Source organism: Microbacterium testaceum, assembly GCF_003075375.1.
Classification (GTDB): domain Bacteria; phylum Actinomycetota; class Actinomycetes; order Actinomycetales; family Microbacteriaceae; genus Microbacterium; species Microbacterium testaceum_E.
The window spans coordinates 1-20,874 of the sequence record NZ_QDFT01000045.1; the positions used below are offsets into that span (position 1 = coordinate 1).

The window sequence follows — 20,874 nt, forward strand, 5'->3', positions numbered from 1 at the left end:
CTGCTTCATCCCCGACGGCGACACGCGMGGMKGATCTCGCCGCGCTCCGCGCCCACCTTGTCGGCGAGCCAGCCGCGCGTGTCGCCGTCGGGGATGAAGCAGATGTCGTGGCTGTCGGGCTTCTGCGCGACGGTGAGCCCGCGCTCCTCGGCCTCGGCACGCACGAGCGCCTTGGACGGGGTCGAGCCGAGCGGGAAGTAGGTGTGCGCCAGCTGAGCGGCCGTCAGCACGCCCAGCACGTAGGACTGGTCCTTGGCGTTGTCGGACGCGCGGTGCAGCTCGCGCCCCTCGGGCGTGTCGAGGAGCGTGGCGTAGTGCCCCGTGCACACGGCGTCGAAGCCCAGTTCGAGGGCGCGCTCGAGCAGGGCGGCGAACTTGATCTTCTCGTTGCAGCGCATGCAGGGATTGGGGGTGCGTCCCGCCCGGTACTCGGCGACGAAGTCGTCGATCACGTCGTCGCGGAAGCGCTCCGAGAAATCCCACACGTAGAACGGGATGCCGAGACGGTCGGCCGCCCGACGCGCGTCCATCGCGTCCTCGATCGTGCAGCAGCCGCGGCTGCCCGCGCGCAGCGTGCCGCCCGCCCGCGAGAGCGCGAGGTGCACGCCGACCACGTCATGGCCGGCGTCGACCGCCCGCGCCGCCGCCACCGCGGAATCGACGCCACCGCTCATCGCCGCCAGAACTCGCATCGTCCCAGTCTACGAACGGCCCGCTGAACGGGCGCCGGATGCCACGGCTCGCGCGTACGCGGGCGCGAGTCGCGCGAGCACGGCGTCGACGTCGTCGTCCGTCGAGGTGTAGCCCAGGGTGAAACGCAGCACCGAGCGGGCGGCCCGATCGTCGCGCCCCAGAGCGCGCACGACGTGCGACGGCTCGGCGACGCCCGCCTGGCACGCCGAGCCGGTCGACACCGCGATCCCGTCCATGTCGAGCAGGAACAGCAGCGTCTCGCCGGCGGCATCCGGGAACAGCACGTGCGCGTTGCCGGGTAAGCGCTCGCGCGGATCGCCGAGCAGCTCGGCGTCGGGGATCGACGAACGGATGCCGGCCACCAGCCGATCGCGCAGGCCCGCGATCCGCGCGGTCTCGGCCTGGCGCTGCGCCTCGGCGGCGCGGGCGGCGGCGGCGAACGCGACGGCTCCGGCGACGTCCTGCGTACCGGCGCGGAGCCCCCGCTGCTGACCCCCGCCGTGTACGAGCGGGGTCACCCGGGCGTGGCGGGACACCACCGCGGCACCCACCCCGACGGGTCCGCCGACCTTGTGCGCCGACACCGACAGCGCGACGAGACCGTCGCCCGTCGTGCCCGTCCCGCGCCACCCGGCGAAATCCACGGGCACCTGTCCCAGGGCCGACACCGCGTCCAGATGCAGGGGAACACGGGCCTCGGATGCCGCCGACGCCAGGGCCGCGGCATCCTGGATCGTCCCGACCTCGTTGTTGGCGACGAGGGCCGTGGCCGCGGCGGCTCCGGCGAGGGCGCCGGCGAACACGTCGGGCACGATACGGCCGAACGGATCGAGCGGCACCGCGCGCACGCGCGCACCCTCGGCCGAGGCGAGCCATTCGACCACGTCGAGCGTCGCGTGATGCTCGCCGTCGGGCAGCACGATCGCGTCCGTGCCATCACTGCGCGACCACCACATGCCCTTCAGGGCGAGGTTGGCGGCCTCGGTGCCTCCCGAGGTGAAGACGACCTCGATGGGCTGGCACCCCAGCGCCGAGGCGACCTGCTCGCGGGCGTCTTCGAGAAGACGACGGGCGTCCTGGCCGGCCCCGTGGATCGACGAGGGGTTGCCGAGCACCTCGTGCGCCGCGAGCCACGCGTCGCGCGCCTCGGGACGCAACGGCGTGGTCGCCGCGTGATCGAGGTACACCCGCACCTGGTCCTCCCGACGTCGACGGCCGCTGTCACTAGCCTAGGACGCATGGTCCGACCCGAGCCTGCCCCGCCCATCCACCCCGGCCTGCTGAGCCCCGCCCTGGACGACCTGGGGGTGCGCCTCGGCCCGGGCGGCGGCACGCTGCGCGTGTGGTCGGGATCGGCCGACGCGATGCAGCTGCTCGTCTTCGACGACGTCGATCTGGACTGGGCGACCGAGACCGTCGCGATGACCCCCGTCGGCGGCGGCGTGTTCGAGGCCGTCTCGCCCCTGCTGCGTCCGGGAGCGCGCTACGCCGTCCGCGTCGGCGGCCCGCACGGTCCCGGGCACACCTTCAACCCGCAGTCGCTGCTGATCGAGCCGTACTCGCGCGGTCTCGTGTCCGGCAGCTTCGGCGACTGGCGCTCGGTCGTCGTCGACGGCTCGTTCGACTGGGGCGACTCGGCCAAACCGCGCGTGCCGCTGGACCGCACGGTCGTCTACGAGGGGCACGTGAAGGGGCTGACCAAGCGGCATCCCTTCATCCCTCCCGCCCTGCACGGCACCTACGCGGGCCTGGCGCACCCGGCGATGATCGACCACCTGCTCGCCCTCGGGATCACGAGCGTCGAGTTGCTCCCGGTGCACGCCTTCGCCACGGAGCCCCGACTGCTGCAGCTGGGACTGTCGAACTACTGGGGGTACAACTCCCTCAACTTCTTCACCCCCCACGCCCCGTACGCGACCGCGGCCAGCCGCGCCGAGGGACCCGAAGCGGTGCTGCGCGAGTTCAAGGGGATGGTCAAGCTGCTGCACGAGGCAGGGCTCGAGGTGATCCTCGACGTCGTCTACAACCACACCGCCGAAGAGGGCATCGGCGGTCCGCGCACGAGCCTGCGCGGCATCGACAACCGTTCGTACTACCGCCAGACGGCCGAGGGCGCCTACATCGACGAGACCGGGTGCGGCAATGCGGTGAACACCTCGACGGATGCCGCGGCCCGCCTCGTGCTGGACTCGCTGCGCTACTGGAGCGACGAGGTGCAGATCGACGGCTTCCGCTTCGACCTCGCGGTGACCCTCGGCCGGGACGAGAACCACTCGTTCACCCCCGAGCACCCGCTGCTCGCCGCCATCCGCGCCGACGAGACGCTCGCGGGCGCCAAGCTCATCGCCGAGCCCTGGGACGTCGGCATGGGGGGCTGGCAGACCGGCAACTTCGGCGACGGATGGCTGGAGTGGAACGACCGCTACCGCGACCGCGTGCGCAACTTCTGGCTGAGCGACATCGACTACGCGCGGCGCGCGAGCACCGCTCCCGTGGGCATCGGCGGCTTCGCCACCCGGCTGGCCGGTTCGTCCAACACCTTCAGCGAGGAACGCGGGCCGCTCGCGAGCGTCAACTTCGTGACCGCGCACGACGGCTTCACGCTGCGCGACCTGGTGTCGTACGACGTCAAGCACAACCTGGGCAACGGCGAGCAGAACCGCGACGGCGCCGACACCAACCGCTCGTTCAACCACGGCGCCGAGGGCAAGACCACCGACGAGCGCGTTCTCGCCACCCGCCGCAAGGCCATGCGCAACCTCATGGGGACGCTGCTGACCTCGGCGGGGGTGCCCATGATCACCGCCGGCGACGAGATGGGGCGCACGCAGCGCGGCAACAACAACGCGTACTGCCACGACTCGGCGCTGACGTGGCTGTCGTGGGACCTCGCGCCGTGGCAGCACGACCTGTTCGCGCACACGCGGCGGCTGCTGCAGGTGCGGCGCGACAACCCCGCTCTGCGCCCCCGACGCTTCGCCCGTCTCGGCGAGCGGATCCCCTCCGCCTCGGTGATGGAGTGGTTCGACGAGCACGGCGAGACGATGTCGAGCGACCGCTGGAACGATCCCGCGCACCGCACGCTGCAGTACCTGGCCACCTCGACGCCCGAAGAAGAAGCACCCAACCGCGTGCTCGTCGTCATCCACGGGACAGAGGACGACACAGAGATCGTGCTGCCCGACCTCGACGACGCGATCTTCGTCGAGCTGTGGTCGAGCGCGGACGAAACGCCGGCCGAGGACGAACCGCGCTTCGCCCCGGGCGAGGTCGTCCCGATCGCGGGCGCGTCGATGCGGTTGTTCCGCGTGGACTGAGTCGGCTTCGCCCGGGGGCGGCGGTTCCGGCGCGCGGTGTCGCGGCGTCGGCTCTCGCGCTCCGCGCCCGGGTCGCGGTTCCGGCCCTCGCGCTCCGCGCCCGGGTCGCGGCGTCGCCCCGGGGGCGCGCCCTGTCAAGGCCGGACGAAACGATGGGGCAACGTCGTCGCCCCGCGATAGGTTCGATCCGTGGCCACCACGACGACTGAAACGCCCGAGCTGCCCTGGCGCAGCGCCGCCTCGATCCCGGTGCGTCCGGTCAAGCCGACGCCCACCTCGCGCAGCGTGGTCACTCCGCGCATCCCCATGGCGCTCCCCCACCCCAGCGTCCCGGGCGGACGCTTCCGCCCGTCGGCCTTCGTCGGCGAGGCCGTGCCGTTCACGGTCACGGCCTTCCGCGAGGGGCACGACCGCATCGGGGTCAACGTCCGGCTGTTCTCTCCGTCGGGCGACGAATCCCTGCACCGGTTGAGCCCGCTCAACGACGGCTTCGACCGCTGGTCGACGCTGGTGGCTCCCCTCGAGCAGGGCGTGTGGCGCTTCCGCTTCGAGGCCTTCGCCGACGACTTCGCCACCTGGGAGCACGCGGCCGAGCTCAAGATCGCCGCGGGGGTCGACACGGCGCTCATGCGCGAGATGGGCGCGCAGCTGTTCGACCGCGCCCGCGGCGAGAAGAAGCGCCCCGGCAGCGACAAGGACGCCCTCTACGACGCCGCCCGGTCGCTGCGCGATCCCGACGTGCACGACGACGTCGCGCTCGAGATCGTCCGCGACCCGGCGATCGCGGCGCTGTTCGCCGCCCGCCCGATGATGGGGCTGGTCTCGGTCGGGCGGGACGCCGAGCTGCTCGTCGAGCGCGAGCGCGCCGGCGTCGGGGCCTGGTACGAGTTCTTCCCGCGCTCCGAGGGCGCCACCCGCGCCGAGGACGGTTCGGTCGTCAGCGGCACGTTCCGCGCGGCGATCGACCGCCTGCCCGGCGTCGCCGGCATGGGCTTCGACGTGCTCTACCTGCCGCCCATCCACCCGATCGGCGTCACCAACCGCAAGGGACCGAACAACACCCTGGTCACCCAGCCGGGCGACCCCGGCTCGCCCTGGGCGATCGGCGCGGCCTCGGGTGGCCACGACACCGTGCACCCCGACCTCGGCACGCTCGACGATTTCCGCGCCTTCGTCGCCGCGGCGCGCGACAACGGCATCGAGGTCGCCCTCGACCTCGCGCTGCAGGCCTCCCCCGACCACCCGTGGGTGGCCGAGCACCCCGAGTGGTTCACTACGCTGCCCGACGGCTCCATCGCCTTCGCCGAGAACCCGCCGAAGAAGTACCAGGACATCTACCCGGTCAACTTCGACAACGATCCCGACGGCATCCGGGCCGAGGTGCTGCGCATCGTCCGGCACTGGATCGCGCAGGGCGTGACCATCTTCCGCGTCGACAACCCGCACACCAAGCCCCTGCAGTTCTGGGAGTGGCTCATCGCCACGGTCAGCGCCGAAGAGCCCGACGCCGTCTTCCTGGCCGAGGCGTTCACGCGCCCCGCCCCCCTGCAGGGTCTGGCGATGGCCGGATTCCAGCAGAGCTACACCTACTTCACCTGGCGCAACACGAAAGAAGAGCTCGAAGAGTTCCTCGGCGGGCTCGCGCACGACACCGACGACTTCCTGCGGCCGAACCTGTTCGTCAACACCCCCGACATCCTCACCGAGTACCTGCAGTTCGGCGGACGCCCGGCGTACAAGATCCGTGCCGCGATCGCCGCGACCGCCGCACCGACCTACGGTGTCTACGCGGGGTACGAGCTGTACGAGAACGTCGCGCGTCCGGGTTCCGAAGAGAACATCGACAACGAGAAGTACGAGTACAAGTTCCGCGACTGGGAGGGGTCAGAGGCGTCCGGCGACTCACTCGCCCCCTACCTGCGCATGCTCAACGCCGCCCGCCGCGCGCACCCCGCCCTGCGGCAGCTGCGCAACCTGCAGGTGCACTGGAGCGACGACGACGCGATCCTCGTCTATTCGAAGCACCTGGATGCCGACTTGTCGCCCACCGGCTCGTCCGACACCGTGATCGTCGTCGTCAACGTCGACCCGCACTCCGCGCGCGAGACCACCGTCCACCTAGACACGACCGTGTTCGGCATCGAGCCGGGGGCGTCGTACGACGTCGAAGACCTCGTGACCGGCCAGGTGTTCACCTGGGCCGATCACAACTTCGTGCGCCTCGACGCTTTCAACGAGCCCGTGCACATCCTGCACGTCAAGGAGAACCGATGACCACCCTGCCCCCCGAGATCCTGGATGCCGTCGCGCACGGCTCACACCACGACCCGCACAGCGTGCTGGGGGTGCACCAGAGCGGCGAGGGCTGGGTGATCCGGTCCCGCCGGCCCCTCGCCCGCGAGGTGTCCGCCGAACTGGCCGATGGCACCGACGTGGCGCTGTCGCACGTGCGCGGGGGCATCTGGGAGGCCGCGGTCGACGCCTACCCCGGCGCGTACACGGTGCGCGCCCGCTACGACGACAGCGAGCACGTCGCCGACGACGGCTACCGCCACGCCCCCTCGGTCGGTGAGCTCGACCTGCACCTCATCTCCGAGGGCCGGCACGAGGAGCTCTGGCGCGTCCTCGGCGCCCACGTCCGCGAGCTCGACGGCTCCGCCGGCACCGCGTTCACGGTGTGGGCGCCCGACGCCCGCGCCCTTCGCGTCATCGGCGACTTCAACGGCTGGGACGGCACCGGCAGCGCGATGCGCTCGATGGGCGGCAGCGGCGTCTGGGAGCTGTTCGTCCCCGGCATCGGCGCCGGAACCCGCTACAAGTTCGAGATCCTCACGCGCGCCGGTCAGTGGATCGAGAAGGCCGACCCGATGGCCCGCCTCGCCGAGACCCCGCCGGCCACGGCATCCGTCGTCACCGAGACCGCCTACGAGTGGGCCGATGACGCCTGGATCGCGGAGCGCTCGCGCACCGCGCCCCTCGACCGGCCGATGTCGATCTACGAGCTGCACCTCGGCTCGTGGAAGCCGGGACTGTCGTACCGCGACGCGGCCGACGAGATCATCTCGTACGTCAGCGCCCAGGGCTTCACGCACGTCGAGTTCCTGCCCCTGGCCGAGCACCCCTTCGGCGGCTCGTGGGGCTACCAGGTGTCGGGCTACTACGCCCCCACCAGCCGCTTCGGCTCCCCCGACGACCTGCGCTACCTGATCGACCGCCTGCACCAGGCGGGTATCGGCGTCATCATGGACTGGGTTCCCGGGCACTTCCCCAAGGACGAGTTCGCGCTCGCGCGCTTCGACGGCGAGGCCCTCTACGAGCACCCCGATCCGCGTCGCGGAGAGCACAAGGACTGGGGCACGCTCATCTTCGACTACGGCCGCAACGAGGTGCGCAACTTCCTCGTCGCGAACGCGCTGTACTGGTTCGAGGAGTTCCACGTCGACGGTCTGCGGGTGGATGCCGTGGCATCCATGCTCTATCTGGACTACTCCCGCAACGAGGGCGAATGGGCGCCCAACCAGTTCGGCGGTCGCGAGAACCTCGAGGCGATCCGCTTCCTGCAGGAGGTCAACGCGACGTCCTACAAGCGGTACCCGGGCATCGCGCTCATCGCCGAGGAGTCCACCAGCTTCCCCGGCGTCACCGCCCCCACCTCGCACGCGGGTCTGGGCTTCGGGTTCAAGTGGAACATGGGCTGGATGAACGATTCGCTGCAGTACATCGGCCGCGACCCGATGTACCGCTCGCACCACGAGGGCGAGCTGTCGTTCTCGTTCGTGTACTCGTTCAGCGAGAACTTCGTCCTGCCCATCAGCCATGACGAGGTCGTGCACGGCAAGGGCAGCCTGTTCGGACGGATGCCGGGAGACCACTGGCAGAAGCTCGCCAACATGCGCGCCTTCCTGGCGTACATGTGGGGCCACCCCGGCAAGCAGCTGCTGTTCATGGGCCAGGAGTTCGGGCAGATGTCCGAGTGGTCCGAGTCGCGCGGGCTCGACTGGTGGATGCTGGACCAGCCCTCTCACGCGCAGCTGCATTCCTTCGTCGCCGAGCTGAACCGCGTCTACAAGGACCAGGCGGCACTGTGGTCGCGCGACCACGACGGCGCGGCGTTCTCGCGGCTGGGCGCCCCGGCGTGGAACCCCAACGTGCTGGCCTTCGCCCGCCGCGACCACCACGGCAACACCGTCGCCGTCGTCTGCAACTTCTCGGGCGTCCCCCTGAGCGATTTCCCGCTCGATCTGCCCGAGGCGGGCGAGTGGACAGAGGTGCTCAACAGCGACGCCGAGGCCTTCGGCGGTTCGGGCCAGGGCAACCTGGGGAGCGTCCACACGGACGGTCGCGGCAGCGCCACGCTGACTCTTCCTCCGCTGGGCGTGCTGTGGCTGCACCACCGCGCCGGCGCTTGACGCGCTGACGACAGAACGCCCCGTCCCGGTCGAACCGGGGCGGGGCGTTCTCTCGTGCGGTGTCCTCCGCCTCGAGGACGACGGAGCGGTCGCGAGATCAGAAGAGCAGGGATGCCAATCGCGCACGCGCGCGGATCACGCGGGCGTCGTCGTCGCCGACGATGCCGAACAGCTCGAGCAGACGTTCCCGCACGGGCGCGCGCTCGTCGGACGGAAGAGCCGCGAACAGGTCGAGCAGACGCCCGAAGGCGTCGTCGACGTGACCGCCCACGACATCGAGGTCGGCCACGAGGAACTGCGCCGGAACGCCCTGCGGCTCGGCCGCCGCAGCCGCCCGGGCCGCCTGCAGATCAGCGCCCTGCACGCGGTCGAGCAGGCGCACCTGGCCGAGTCCGGCGCGGGCGTCCGCGTCGCGCGGGTTCTCGGACAGGGCCTGCTCGTAGGCCGAGATGGCGCGGGCGTAGTCGCCCTCTTCGATCGCGGCGAACGCCTCGGCGTGCAGCGGCGGAAGGGGCGGCTCCTCGGCAGCGGCCGCGGGGTCGCCGTCGGCGATCGGAACGGTTCCCGTCACGCCGTGCTGCGCCGCCAGCTGCAGCAACTGGGCGAAGACGTCGCGCACCTGCTGCTCCGGCACGGCCCCGGTGAACAAGGGGACGGGCTGACCGGCGACGAGCGCGAGGACCATCGGGATCGACTGCGCGCGGAAGCCCTGAGCGAGCTGCGGGTTCGCGTCGACGTCGACCTTGGCCAGCACCAGCCGGCCGGCCAGCTCGGTCACGACCTTCTCGAGAACGGGACTGAGCTGCTTGCACGGCCCGCACCACTCGGCCCACAGGTCGATCACGACGGGCACGGTGCGCGAGAGTTCGAGCACCTCGCCGAACGTGGCGTCGGTGACGTCGAAGACGAGGGGAAGGGCGCCGGCGGGGGCACCGGCGGGCGCGGACGCCGCCGGCGCGGGCGTCGTCGGGGCCGCGGGGCGGTTGCGCAGGGAGGAGAGGTCGACGGCACCGCGCATGACGGAACCGGGGGCGGCGGGAGTGCTCACGGGGACACCTTCGCTTCGAGGAGGCTGGATCGATAACCGAGCAGGCGGATCTGGTCGTCGGAGCCCTGACTGGGCACGTAGAAGAACACCTGGTCGGAGTAGGTCGTGGTGAATCCCGTCGCGGACTGGTCGACGCCCGTGAGCGCCTTGACGGCGGGGTTGTTATCGAGCTTGATCACCGCGTCGGCGTTGGTGGGCTTGGCCGTGTCGCTCTCGTACACGTTCACCGCCACGATCGCACCGGTGTCGAGCGTCGCCAGGGCGATGGGCGAGGCCGGGCCGGCCGAGGCCTCGAAGCTGATCTGCGCCGTGCCCGCACCGGTCTGGTTGAGCTCGTCGGTGCGCTTGGTCTTGTTGTCCTGGATGGCGGTGAGCAACAGGTCGTTCGCCGTGTCGAACAGGGGGTACGACGCGCTGTTCTGACCGTTGTTGATGATGTCGGCGTAGGCGGCGGCGACCTTCTCGGGCGCCATCACCAGGAACGACGAGTCCGGCGGTACCTGGGTGGCGCCGACGTAGGCCGCGGCGAGCTCGGGCAGGTTGGTCGAAGCCTCGAGGTTGCCGACGTAAGAGGCCTTGTACTCCTCCCACGGGGTCTGCTGCGTCATCATCATGATCGTCGTGGTCGGAGTCGCAGCATCCGCGGACTCGACCACGGTCATCAGGGTGCGCGGCCACGTGCCCGTGGTCTGCGGCAGGACGATCTGCACGGGCTCGGCCGGGATCGCGGGCAGAGCCGGCCGATCCGAGATGGCGGCCCGCAGCTTGTAGTTGGTCTGGCGCTCCGCCAGGGCCGGTCCGGACAGACGCTGGGCCGCGGCGTTGGCGTCGAGGGCGGCGTCGGCCTGGGCGACCGACTGCGAGACACGCGAGACGATGCGCTGCGCCTGCGATTCGGTGACGGCCGGCGGGAACTGCCCCTCGGGAACGATCACGGTCGGGGTGGGGCTGGGCGACTCGGACGCGGCGAGCTGGGGCCACGCGTCGGCGGAGCAGCCGGCCATCAACGCCACCGACACGCCCAGGGCGGGTACGGCGACGAGTGCCCGACGCGCTCCTCGGCCGCGACGAGCCGGGCTCTGGCTGACGACGCCCTTCGCCTCGGCATCGGCGTCGACGGTCGAGATGGGCTCGGTCACCGGCAGGGGCAGACCCTTGCGGCGCGGACGACGCTGACGGCGGACGTGCCGGATGCCGAGCACGTACAGCACCAGGCCGATCAGCAGCACGATGCCGCCGCCGACGATGAGCGGCCCCGACAGCGGGGTCGAGTTGTCGATCGGCCAGGTGACGCTGACGTTCGCGGGGGCGGGAGCGGTGCCGTCGGAGGCGATGAGCACGCTCATGTCGCTCGGCAGCTGCAGCGTGGTCGAGAGGGTGCCGGTCTGCTCGTACTCGTCGAGCCACAGGTCGGAGTCCACCGGCGAACGCCCGGTCGACACCGGCGTCACGCTGGGCTGGACCGCGGAGGTCTGCACGACACCCTCACCGTCGACGGTGACGGCGGTGTAGGGCACGTCCGCCAGCCACGCCTTGACGTCGGCGGTGCGCCCGTACGAGGCGAACACCGCTCCGTCGCCCTCGACGCGCAGGGTCTGCGCTCCCGGGACGCTCGTCAGCACCGCGCCGTCGACCAGCGTGTACGCCGTCGTGCCGTCGGTCTGCACCGTGGCGGACGTCTCGGACGGGCCCTGGAACACGGTCCGTTGCGCGATCCCCGCACCGATCATGGCGGCGGCGATGACGAACGCCACCACGGCCCAGACGAATCTCACGCTTCACACCATCCCCACCGGCGGCTCGGGTGCCACCGAAGAATCGACGTTTCAGACTATCCGAGGGCGCCTGAAAGTTCTCGGCATGGTCCGCTCGCGCACCGTGCCGTGCGGCGCGCGCCGCGGAGTGCGCCGCGTCAGTATCCTGACGGGACGGGCACGACCGCCCGGCTGAGGCGGGAGTCGTTCGGGCATGAAGATCCACAATCCCTTCCGGGTGGCGTTGCTGGCGACCCTCGGCGTGGGCGTCGGCCTGCTCATCATCGGCAGTGTGCAGAACCTGTCGACGATCCTGCTGTACGTCGGCACCGCGCTGTTCCTCTCGCTCGGCCTCGATCCGGTCGTGTCGTTCCTCGAGCGACGGGGACTGCCCCGATGGGCAGCGGTGCTCGTGACGATCCTCGCCGTCCTCGGCGTCTTCACCGGGATCATCTTCATGGTCGTGCCGATCATCGTCAGTCAGATCGGCCAGCTCGTCTTCCAGATCGAGCAGCTGCTGCAGCCCGGTCGCTGGAACGAGATCGTCGCGCAGGTGCAGACGTGGGTGTCGCAGACCCTGCCCTGGCTCAAGATCGACGACGTCTGGGCGAGCATCCAGCGCTGGTTCACCACCCTCGACGTCGGATCCATCTCGACCATGATCGGCAACAGCCTGCTGACGGGCGCGGGAGCGGTTGCGGCGGGGCTGGGCGGAGCGTTCATCGTGCTCATCCTGACCATCTACTTCACGGCATCCACCCCGTCCCTGAAGTCCGCGGTGTACCAGTTGGTGCCGGCGTCCAAGCGCGCCCGGTTCATCGAGCTGTCCGAGAAGATCACCGATTCGGTCGGCTACTACGTCATGGGTCAGGTGAGCCTGGGCGTCATCAACGGCGTTCTCAGTGCGATCTTCCTGTCGATCATCAACGCGCCGTTCCCGGCGGTGCTGGCCGTGGTCGCATTCTTCTTCTCGTTGATCCCGCTGGTGGGCACGCTGACCGGATCGACGATCATCGTCCTGACGTGCCTGCTCCCCGGCCTCGGGTCGCCCACCGCGGCGCTCATCGCCCTGATCTACTACCTCGTCTACATGCAGATCGAGGCCTATGTCATCTCGCCGCGCATCATGAACCGCGCCGTCTCGGTGCCGGGTTCGGTCGTGGTGATCTCGGCGCTGGCCGGTGGTGCACTGCTCAACCTGCTCGGCGCACTCATCGCCATCCCGGTCGCCGCCAGCATCCTCATCATCTACCGCGAGGTCGTCATCCCGCGGCAGAACGAGCGGTGACCCGGTTCAGTCCTCGTCCCACTCCGTCGCCAGCGGCAGCGCGTCGGGGTTGACGGCGGCGACGATCTCGGTGAGCACGCGACGGGTCTGGGTCTCGCCCACCCACAGGTGCTTGGCGCCGTCGACCGGGATGAGCGTCGCCTCGGGCACCGACGAGAAGCGCTCGCGCGCCTCGGCGGGACGAAGGTAGTCGTCGAACTCCGGCACGAGCACGATCATGCGACGGGGGTCGCCGGCCCAGGCGGCCACCTCGTCGGCGGACGCGCGGTGCAGCGGAGGCGAGAGCAGGATGACGCCCTCGATGTCGTGGTCGCGTCCGTACTTCAGGGCGAGCTCGGTACCGAACGACCACCCCACCAGCCACGGACGCGGAAGGCCCCGCTCGCGGGCGAAACCGACCGCGGCGGCCACGTCGAACACCTCGTTGGCGCCGCCGTCGAACGAACCCTCGCTCGTCCCCCGCGGCGAGGTCGTCCCCCGCGTGTTGAACCGCAGAACGGCGAGATCGGCCAGCGCCGGCAGTCGTCCCGCCGCCTTGCGCAGGATGTGCGAGTCCATGAATCCGCCCGCCGTGGGCAGGGGATGCAGGGTCACCAGCGTCGCGACCGGCTCGCGCTCGAGAGGAAGGGCCAGTTCGCCGACCAGCGTCAGCTCGTCGACCGTGCGCAGTTCGATGTCCTCGCGGCGAGCGGGCAGAAGGACGGGTCCGCGAATCTCCATCAGGCGATCCTCCAACAGTGCGAGTGCCAATGACGGCGGGCGGCGAGGTCGGCGGCGTCACCGAGCACCCCGTCGGCCCGCCAGACGACGAGGTGGGGGGTGCCGGCGGGCACGGTGCGACCACAGCCCGGGCAGACGTAGTCTTTGACCGCCTGCGAACCGGCCAACGGCTGGACCGTCCACTCGGCACCGCGCTTGGTCTCGGTGCGCTTCCACCCGGCGATGAGGCGATCGAGCGACTCGTCGCCGCGGCTCGGTTCGGGACGACGTCTACGGGAGCGGGGCATGGATGCCGCTCACCACCAGTGGTTGCTGGTCCAGAACGCGTAGGCACCGGCCCAGCTGCCGTAGCGTCCGACCGCGTAACCGGTTCCCCAGCGCAGGTTGTCGACCGGGTCGTACCCGTTTCCGGGGACCTTGCTGCACGGCAGCGCCTGCACGAGACCGCACGCTCCCGAGGACCGGTTGGTCGCGTTGGGGTTCCAGCCGCTCTCACGGCTGACGATGTAGTCGACGTAGCCCATGTCGGCCTCGGAGATGCCGGCGGCGGCCATCCACTCGGCGGGCGCTCCCCCGCCGGTGTAGAACAGCGGACCGCTGCTGGACGCCGACGACCCGGAATCCGATTCGGTGGTCTTGCGCGACGCGCTCGGCGCGGGCGTGGGCGTCGGCGTGGGCTTGGGCTTGACGTAGACGTTGTAGCTGGATCGATCGAGCTGCGGGGTCTGCTTCTCGCCCGCGGTCGACACCGCCTGCACGTCGTCGAGGCCCTCGGCGTACAGGGTGACCGTCCGGGGGACCTCGGCCTGGGCCGGCTGCAGCGCAGCGCCCATCGGACCGACGTAGGCACCGGCGAACAGCACCGCGGCGCACGCCGCGAAGACGCCGACGACACCCCGACGACGCGACCACCGCGGTGCGGTGCGGGCGGGCAGCGTCGGGGGGACCACGTCGAGAGCCGCGCCGCCGCGATGGGCGACGCGAGAGGCGCGCGGGAGATCCGAACCGGGAGTCACAGTGCCGTCGAGTCTACCGACGCTTCGCGACCGGTTTCCATCCGCACGGGTCATCCGACCGCGAGCATCACTTCGACGACGGAGTCGAGGACCGCATCGACCTGCGTCTCGCGGTAGCCGCCGCGCTGCAGACGGAAGGCCACGGCCCGCACCTGCTCGGGGGTGACCGGGTCGCCGGCCGCGAGATAGCGGGCGACGCGGTCGGCCACGACGTCGACCTCGTCGACGCGGTAGCCGTAGCGCAGCATCCCGACCCGCTCGAAACGCGCGCCGCGGGGGCGCCGAAGCCGGTCCAGCACGACCTGCGCGGTGTCGCGGGTCTCGGCGACCCATGCGCGAGCGCCGAGCCGAGACAGAGCGTGTTCGCGCTCGCGCGCGGCGAAGGTGTCCTCGATGCGGCCGAGGGCCGCGTCGACGGCGGTGACCGCATAACCGCCGCGGACCAGCGGGAACGCGACCGATCGCACTTCCGACGAGCGCATCGTGCCGACCTCGTCGGACTCGAAGGCGTCGCGCGCCCGGGCGAGGAAGACGTCGACCGCGCGCTTCTCGTAGCCCTTGGCGCGACCGGATTCGGGGAACGGCGACGAGGTCATGACACTCCCAACGGGGACAGCAGGTAGTACATCACGAGAGCAGCGGTGGCGGAGGGCAGAATCGAGTCGAGGCGGTCGAGCACCCCGCCGTGTCCGGGGAGCCACGAGCTCATGTCCTTGATGCCCAGGTCGCGCTTGATCATCGATTCGCCCAGGTCGCCGACCGTGGCGGTGGCCAGCACGGCTGCACCGAAGATCATCCCCGCCCACCAGGGCACCTGCAGCATGAAGGCGGCGAGCAGCGCCCCCGCGACCACCGCGGCGACGCAGGCCCCGGCGAAGCCCTCCCAGGTCTTCTTGGGGCTGATGCGGGGGGCCATGGGATGCCGCCCGCCCCGCCCGAAGGTGAGGCCCGAGACGTAGGCGCCGGTGTCGGCGGCCACCGCGAGGATCAGGAACGCCAGCACCCACCACTCGCCGCGGGGTTGCGCGAGCAGGATCATCGCCACGCTGGTGAGGAACGGGACGTACACCTGCACGAAACCGGCAACCAGGACGTCGCCGATCACATCGATCGGCGCGCGCCCGTCGGCGGCGAACAGCTGCGCGACCAGTCGCCACACGATCACGACGACCACGGCGACCAGGACGGCGATCCAGTGCACCCATGCGCCCAGGAAGAACCCGCTCAGCAACAGGACGAAGCCCATCACCAGCTGCGGGACGACGTCCACCCGCCGGCCGGCGTTCTGCAGGGCGCGGGAGAACTCCAGGACGCCGAGGACCATGGCCCCCGCCGCGAACAGGACGAACGCCCATTTGACGAAGATCAGCGAGGCGATGACGATCACGCCGATCGCGACGCCGATGAGCGTCGCGACGATGAGGTCGCGCCCGGTGCGCTGTTTGATGCGCTCGTTGGCCTGATCGAACTCGGCGCGGGCGTGGGCGAGGTGCTGCTCCGCATCCGTGCGCATCGCGCGCAGCTGCGATTCGATCGCGGTCACGCCCTCGCCGGTGATCGGCGAACGGCGCGCCGAGTCGTCGCGACGTGACGTCGGCGGATCGACCGGCGCGCTGTCGCCGATGTCGGGGGCGTCGGGCATGACGGTCAGACCTCGAGGAGTTCTGCCTCTTTGCGCTTGAGGGCCTCGTCGATCAGGTCGACGTGCGTGCGCGTGACGGCGTCGAGCTCCTTCTCGGCGCGGACGAGCTCGTCCTCGCCGACGTCGCTCTTGAGCGCGTCCAGGTCGTCCTTGGCCTTGCGACGCAGGTTGCGCACCTGCACCTTGGCGTCTTCGCCCTTGCCGCGCACGATCTTGACGTACTCCTTGCGGCGGTCCTGGGTGAGCTCGGGCATCGTGACGCGCACGATCGTGCCGTCGTTGGTCGGGTTCACGCCCAGGTTCGGCATGTCGCGGATCGCCTGCTCGATCGCCTTCAGCGCCGACTTGTCGTACGGGTTGATGACGAGGGTGCGGGCCTCGGGGTTGTTCAGCGAGGCGAGCTGCGCGAGGGGGGTCGGCGAGCCGTAGTAGTCGACCAGGACCTTCTGGAACATCTGGGGGTTCGCGCGTCCGGTGCGGACGGTCGCGAAGTCCTCCTTGGCGGCCTCCACGGCGCGATCCATGCGCGCTCCGGCATCGGCGAGGACATCGGCGATCACGGTGACTCCATTCGTTGGGACTGACGTCTCAGTCTAGTCGCGTGCGGGCCCGGCACCCCGGGCCCGCACGGCGCGTCACGCGGTGACCAGGGTGCCCATGGTCTCGCCGAGCAGAGCCCGGGTGACGTTGCCCGAGGGCTCCATGCCGAACACGCGCATGTCGATGCCGTTGTCCATGCACAGGCTGAACGCGGTCGAGTCCACGACCTTCAGGCCCTGCTGCAGGGCGTCGATGTAGGTGATGTGATCGAGCTTGGTGGCATCCGCGTCGGTCCGCGGGTCGGCCGTGTAGACGCCGTCGACGCCGTTCTTGGCGACGAGCACCTCGCGGGCGCCGATCTCGAGGGCGCGCTGGGCCGCGACGGTGTCGGTGGAGAAGTACGGCAGTCCCGCTCCCGCACCGAAGATGACGACGCGCCCCTTCTCGAGGTGGCGCACCGCGCGGCGCGGGATGTACGGCTCGGCGACCTGGGTCATCGAGATCGCGGACTGCACGCGGGTGGCCGCGCCGGCCTGCTCGAGGAAGTCCTGGAGCGCGAGGGAGTTCATCACGGTGCCGAGCATGCCCATGTAGTCGGCGCGACCGCGATCCATGCCGCGCTGGCTCAGCTCGGCGCCGCGGAAGAAGTTGCCGCCGCCGACGACGATCGCGATCTCGACGCGGTCCACCGCCTCGGCGATCTCGCGGGCGATCTGACTCACGACGTCGGGGTTGACGCCCAGCTGCCCCCCTCCGAACGCCTCTCCCGACAGCTTCAGCAGTACGCGGCGGCGCTTGGTGGCTTGATCGTTCACGTGTGGTGTCCTCTCGTCTTGAACAAACTATCGCCCCACCCGCGGCGACCGATATGCGCGGAACGACAGAACCGTTCGGCGTGGGGCGCGGGCAGGGAAAAGGCCCGGGATGCCGTGGCATCCCGGGCCTCAGGACAGACTCTCGTCCCGTCTCGAAGGGCGGTCCCTGAGCCTGTCGAAGAGTTACGCGCCGACCTTGAAGCGCGCGAAGTCGGTCAGCGTGAGACCGGCGTCGGTCGCGACCTTGGCGACGGACAGCTTGTTGTCCTTCGCGTAGTCCTGGTCGAGCAGGGCGACCTGCTTGAAGAACGCGTTGACACGGCCCTCGACGATCTTGGGCAGGGCGGCCTCGGGCTTGCCCTCGTTGCGCGAGATCTCGGTGACGATCTCGCGCTCCTTCTCGACGTCGGCCTCGGGCACGGCGTCGCGGGTGAGGTACGAGGGGTTGGCGAACGAGATGTGCTGCGCGATCGAGCGAGCCGTCTCGGCATCGTCGCCCGTGTAGGCGAGCACCACGCCGACCTGCGGGGGCAGGTCCTTGCTGGTCTTGTGCAGGTAGACCTCGAACTTGTCGCCCGAGATGGTGCGCACGCGACGGAGCTCGACCTTCTCGCCGATGATCGCGGCCTCGTCCGAGATGAGCTGCTCGACGGTCTTGCCGTCGACGTCGGCGGCCAGGGCGGCCTCGACCGAGTCGGCGGAGGCGGCGGCGGCCGCGTCGACGACCTTGTCGGCCAGAGCGATGAAGCGCTCGTTCTTGGCGACGAAGTCGGTCTCGCAGGCGAGCTCGAGCAGGGTGACGGAACCGGCGTTCTCGCGCGCGACGACGAGGCCCTCGCTGGTCGAACGGTCGGCGCGCTTGGCGTTGCCCTTGGCACCCTTGAGGCGCAGGATCTCGACGGCCTTGTCGACGTCGCCGTCGGCCTCTTCGAGCGCCTTCTTGGTGTCGACCATGCCGGTGCCGAGCTGCTCGCGCAGCGCCTTGATGTCGGCGATCGTGAAGTTTGCCATGGTGTGGCGGTCTCCTTGTCGTTTGCGTTCTAGATGTGAGCCCGGCGGGGCCGTGTCACCCCTCGTAGAGGAGCGGTCACGACCCCGCCGGATCGTAGCCTGTGCGGGTGACCGGCCGTTCACCGGAAGGTGACGCGGCGGTCGCGCGGCTTACTTGCTGTCGGTGGCCTCGGCCTCGGCGGCGGGAGCCTCGGCCGACTCGGCGGCGGGGGCCTCGGTCGACTCGGCGGCGGGAGCCTCGGTGGTCTCGGCGGGGGTCTCGAGCAGCTCGCGCTCCCACTCGGCGAGGGGCTCGGCGGCCTCTTCTTCGCCGGCGGGCTGGTGACGCTGGATCAGGCCCTCGGCCGCGGCGTCGGCGATGATGCGCGTGAGCAGGCTCACCGAGCGGATCGCGTCGTCGTTGCCGGGGATCGGGTACTGGAACTCGTCCGGATCGGCGTTGGTGTCGAGGATGCCGATGACGGGGATGCCGAGCTTCTTGGCCTCGTCGACCGCGAGGTGCTCGCGCTTGGCGTCGACGACCCAGATCGCCGAGGGGGTCTTCTGCAGGTTGCGGATACCACCGAGCGACTTGTGCAGCTTGTCGAGCTCGCGCTTCTTGAGCAGCAGCTCCTTCTTGGTGAAGCCGCTCTCGGCCGGGTTCTCGTAGTCGAGCTCCTCGAGCTCCTTCATGCGGGCGAGGCGCTTCGAGACCGTCTGGAAGTTGGTCAGCAGACCACCGAGCCAGCGCTGGTTGACGTAGGGCTGGCCCACGCGGGTCGCCTGCTCGGCGAGGACTTCCTGCGCCTGCTTCTTGGTGCCGACGAAGAGGATGGTGCCGCCGTGCGCGACCGTCTCCTTGACGAACTCGTAGGCCTTGTCGATGTAGCCGAGCGACTGCTGCAGGTCGATGATGTGGATGCCGGAGCGCTCGGTCAGGATGAAGCGCTTCACCTTCGGGTTCCACCGGCGGGTCTGGTGTCCGAAGTGAACGCCGCTGTCGAGCAGCTGGCGGATGGTGACGACGGCCATGGTCGTACTCCTGTTTCTGGGCGCTCTCGCGCCGTGGTTGTGGTTGTTCGCGTCGGACGGACCGCCCGACGAGCCTGGTGCCCGGCGCACACCCGCCGTCCGCCGGAGCGGAGGACCATGGGGTGTGGATGCCGCGCGGTGCGGCTTCTGCGAAGAAGACGCGATGCGCTGTGGGCACGCGGAGTCATCCCGACAGGCGGGATGCATCCCCCAGCATACAGGACGCCTCCTCCCGCCCGCGTGTGCGTCGATCACCGGTGTGGACAGGGACCGGTCGCCGCCCGGCCGTCGGCAGACTCCCCGGATGAGTCCGGCATCCGCTCTCCTCCGCCTCGGGGCGGGCGCGCTCGTCGCCCTGCTCGCCGTTCAGCCCACCACCGCCGACCCGCTCTCGCACCGCGGCTGGGTCTGGCCGGTCGCCCCCGTGCGCATCGTGCAGCCCTTCGTGGCCCCGGCCCACGACTACGGGCCGGGGCACCGCGGTGTGGATCTGGACGACGGCGACGGCGCCGTGCGCACCCCCGCGGACGGTCGGGTGGCGTTCGCGGGTCCGGTGGCGGGACGCGGCGTGCTGACGATCGATCACGGCGATGGACTGGTCTCGTCGTTCGAGCCCGTCGAGGCCGATGTCGCGGTGGGCGATGTCGTGGAACGCGGGCAGGTCGTGGCGCGAGCGGCGACCGGTGGGCACACCGCGCCCGGCACCCTGCACGTCGGGTGCGCCTCGACGGCGAGTACGTCAACCCGCTGCGGCTGCTCGGCGGGGTGCCCAGGGCCGTGCTGCTGCCGTGCTGCTGAGCGGCTGGTCGCGAGCGCCGCTAGCGGATCTGGTTGCCCCGACCCTCGACGGTCGCCGACCCGACACCGAGTCCGGACTGCACGATGTTGTCCTGTCCACGCACGACGACGGCGGCGATCGCTCCGTCGGCCTGGATCGTCGCCCGGTCCCCGGACACGTCGACGCTCGACATCGCGGCCGAGGACGTGACGCTGTCGTCGTTGCCCTGGACCGCGAGGGTGTCGACCGCGGCCGCCGTGACGCTCAGTCGGTCGCCCGACAGCCGCAGCGTGCCGATGGTGGCATCCGTGGCATCCACGGTCAGAGCCGAGCCCGACACCGTCAGCTCGGTGCACGTGCCGACGACGGTGAAGGTCTGCTCGGAGCCCGAGATGCTTTGCGCCTGCCCGTCGCCGCAGGACAGGGTCCCGTCGGCAACCGAGGGGGACGCTCCCGTCGTCAGCGGAGACGGGCTCGCACTCTGCGAGGGAGCGGAAGTCGCCGTGGGGCTGGCCGGGGCCGACGCGGCCGGTGCGCCGGGCGGCAGACGCGTTTCGACCGGTCGGGGGACGAGAGCGCATCCCGAGACGGCCCCCGTGAGCGAGACGGCCACGACGAGAGCGGTGACGAGACGACGGGCTTCCACATGATCACGCTACGGGTCGGGCGGGCTCGTCGCCAGGGCGACGGTGGCGGGGGGACGCGACGCGAGCCGTGCGGGCCCCCGGGGGCGGGGGCTGAGGTGGAGGCGGGCCGGAGGTCGGCCGGGCGAGAAGGTGGGCCGGGCGAGAAGGTGGGCCGGGCGCGAGGGGTGGGCCGGGTCGGGTGGGCC

General features: G+C 70.7%; 17 protein-coding genes and 2 pseudogenes. 5 read left to right on the forward strand and 14 right to left on the reverse strand.

Features of this window, described 5'->3' with window-relative positions; genetic code table 11:
* Positions 1-32: 32 nt before the first annotated feature.
* A pseudogene (locus DC432_RS13615) lies at positions 33-692 on the reverse strand (MnmA/TRMU family protein); the annotation flags it as partial.
* Between the two features lie 9 nt (positions 693-701).
* Positions 702-1,886: a cysteine desulfurase family protein gene (locus DC432_RS13620; RefSeq protein ID WP_116538340.1), complete on the reverse strand. Its 1,185-nt coding sequence runs from the start codon at positions 1,884-1,886 to the stop codon at positions 702-704.
* Between the two features lie 45 nt (positions 1,887-1,931).
* On the opposite strand from DC432_RS13620, the gene glgX reads away from it, so the two are divergent.
* From glgX to glgB, 3 genes are all read left to right on the forward strand, one after another.
* Positions 1,932-4,010: a glycogen debranching protein GlgX gene (gene glgX / locus DC432_RS13625; RefSeq protein WP_116538341.1), complete on the forward strand. Its 2,079-nt coding sequence runs from the start codon at positions 1,932-1,934 to the stop codon at positions 4,008-4,010.
* A gap of 306 nt (positions 4,011-4,316) precedes the next feature.
* Positions 4,317-6,284: an alpha-1,4-glucan--maltose-1-phosphate maltosyltransferase gene (locus DC432_RS13630; protein WP_116538352.1), complete on the forward strand. Its 1,968-nt coding sequence runs from the start codon at positions 4,317-4,319 to the stop codon at positions 6,282-6,284.
* Positions 6,281-8,419, forward strand: coding sequence for a 1,4-alpha-glucan branching protein GlgB (gene glgB / locus DC432_RS13635; protein ID WP_116538342.1), 2,139 nt, complete (start codon positions 6,281-6,283; stop codon positions 8,417-8,419). The genes DC432_RS13630 and glgB overlap by 4 nt, the downstream gene beginning before the upstream one ends.
* 97 nt (positions 8,420-8,516) lie before the next feature.
* Here the strand turns inward: glgB and DC432_RS13640 are convergent, their stop codons facing one another.
* A complete protein-coding gene (locus DC432_RS13640; protein ID WP_431739688.1) occupies positions 8,517-9,437 on the reverse strand; it encodes a tetratricopeptide repeat protein in 921 nt (306 codons plus the stop codon).
* A gap of 26 nt (positions 9,438-9,463) precedes the next feature.
* Positions 9,464-11,242: a glycosyl transferase gene (locus tag DC432_RS13645; RefSeq protein WP_116538344.1), complete on the reverse strand. Its 1,779-nt coding sequence runs from the start codon at positions 11,240-11,242 to the stop codon at positions 9,464-9,466.
* A gap of 193 nt (positions 11,243-11,435) precedes the next feature.
* On the opposite strand from DC432_RS13645, the gene DC432_RS13650 reads away from it, so the two are divergent.
* Complete coding sequence (locus DC432_RS13650; RefSeq protein WP_116538345.1) at positions 11,436-12,509, forward strand: AI-2E family transporter; 1,074 nt, start codon at positions 11,436-11,438, stop codon at positions 12,507-12,509.
* A 6-nt stretch (positions 12,510-12,515) separates the two neighbouring features.
* On the opposite strand, the gene DC432_RS13655 is transcribed toward DC432_RS13650, so the two are convergent.
* The 9 genes from DC432_RS13655 to rpsB all read right to left on the reverse strand — a co-directional run bounded on the left by DC432_RS13655 (position 12,516) and on the right by rpsB (position 19,264).
* A complete protein-coding gene (locus tag DC432_RS13655) occupies positions 12,516-13,229 on the reverse strand; it encodes an alpha/beta hydrolase (protein WP_116538346.1) in 714 nt (237 codons plus the stop codon).
* Complete coding sequence (locus DC432_RS13660) at positions 13,229-13,516, reverse strand: hypothetical protein (RefSeq protein ID WP_108319189.1); 288 nt, start codon at positions 13,514-13,516, stop codon at positions 13,229-13,231. The genes DC432_RS13655 and DC432_RS13660 overlap by 1 nt, the downstream gene beginning before the upstream one ends.
* A 9-nt stretch (positions 13,517-13,525) precedes the next feature.
* The gene (locus DC432_RS13665; protein ID WP_116538353.1) at positions 13,526-14,062 is read right to left on the reverse strand and encodes a transglycosylase SLT domain-containing protein; all 537 of its coding nucleotides are present in this window, start codon (positions 14,060-14,062) and stop codon (positions 13,526-13,528) included.
* Positions 14,063-14,295: 233 nt separating this feature from the next.
* Positions 14,296-14,841: a DivIVA domain-containing protein gene (locus tag DC432_RS13670; protein WP_116538347.1), complete on the reverse strand. Its 546-nt coding sequence runs from the start codon at positions 14,839-14,841 to the stop codon at positions 14,296-14,298.
* Complete coding sequence (locus DC432_RS13675) at positions 14,838-15,887, reverse strand: phosphatidate cytidylyltransferase (protein WP_116538348.1); 1,050 nt, start codon at positions 15,885-15,887, stop codon at positions 14,838-14,840. The genes DC432_RS13670 and DC432_RS13675 overlap by 4 nt, the downstream gene beginning before the upstream one ends.
* A gap of 5 nt (positions 15,888-15,892) precedes the next feature.
* A complete protein-coding gene (gene frr, locus DC432_RS13680; protein WP_076675969.1) occupies positions 15,893-16,447 on the reverse strand; it encodes a ribosome recycling factor in 555 nt (184 codons plus the stop codon).
* 75 nt (positions 16,448-16,522) lie between these two features.
* Entirely contained in the window at positions 16,523-17,242 is a 720-nt protein-coding gene (gene pyrH / locus DC432_RS13685) for a UMP kinase (protein ID WP_108318478.1), read from the reverse strand.
* A gap of 183 nt (positions 17,243-17,425) precedes the next feature.
* On the reverse strand, positions 17,426-18,253 hold the full coding sequence (tsf, locus tag DC432_RS13690; RefSeq protein ID WP_116538349.1) for a translation elongation factor Ts: 828 nt from the start codon (positions 18,251-18,253) through the stop codon (positions 17,426-17,428).
* Between the two features lie 150 nt (positions 18,254-18,403).
* Positions 18,404-19,264: a 30S ribosomal protein S2 gene (rpsB, locus tag DC432_RS13695; RefSeq protein ID WP_116538350.1), complete on the reverse strand. Its 861-nt coding sequence runs from the start codon at positions 19,262-19,264 to the stop codon at positions 18,404-18,406.
* Positions 19,265-19,568: 304 nt separating this feature from the next.
* Between rpsB and DC432_RS13700 the strand changes: the two are divergent.
* Positions 19,569-19,922 (forward strand): annotated as a pseudogene (locus DC432_RS13700) (M23 family peptidase); the annotation flags it as partial.
* Positions 19,923-20,082: 160 nt separating this feature from the next.
* Here the strand turns inward: DC432_RS13700 and DC432_RS13705 are convergent.
* The gene (locus DC432_RS13705; RefSeq protein ID WP_116538351.1) at positions 20,083-20,688 is read right to left on the reverse strand and encodes a DUF3060 domain-containing protein; all 606 of its coding nucleotides are present in this window, start codon (positions 20,686-20,688) and stop codon (positions 20,083-20,085) included.
* Positions 20,689-20,874: the final 186 nt, after the last annotated feature.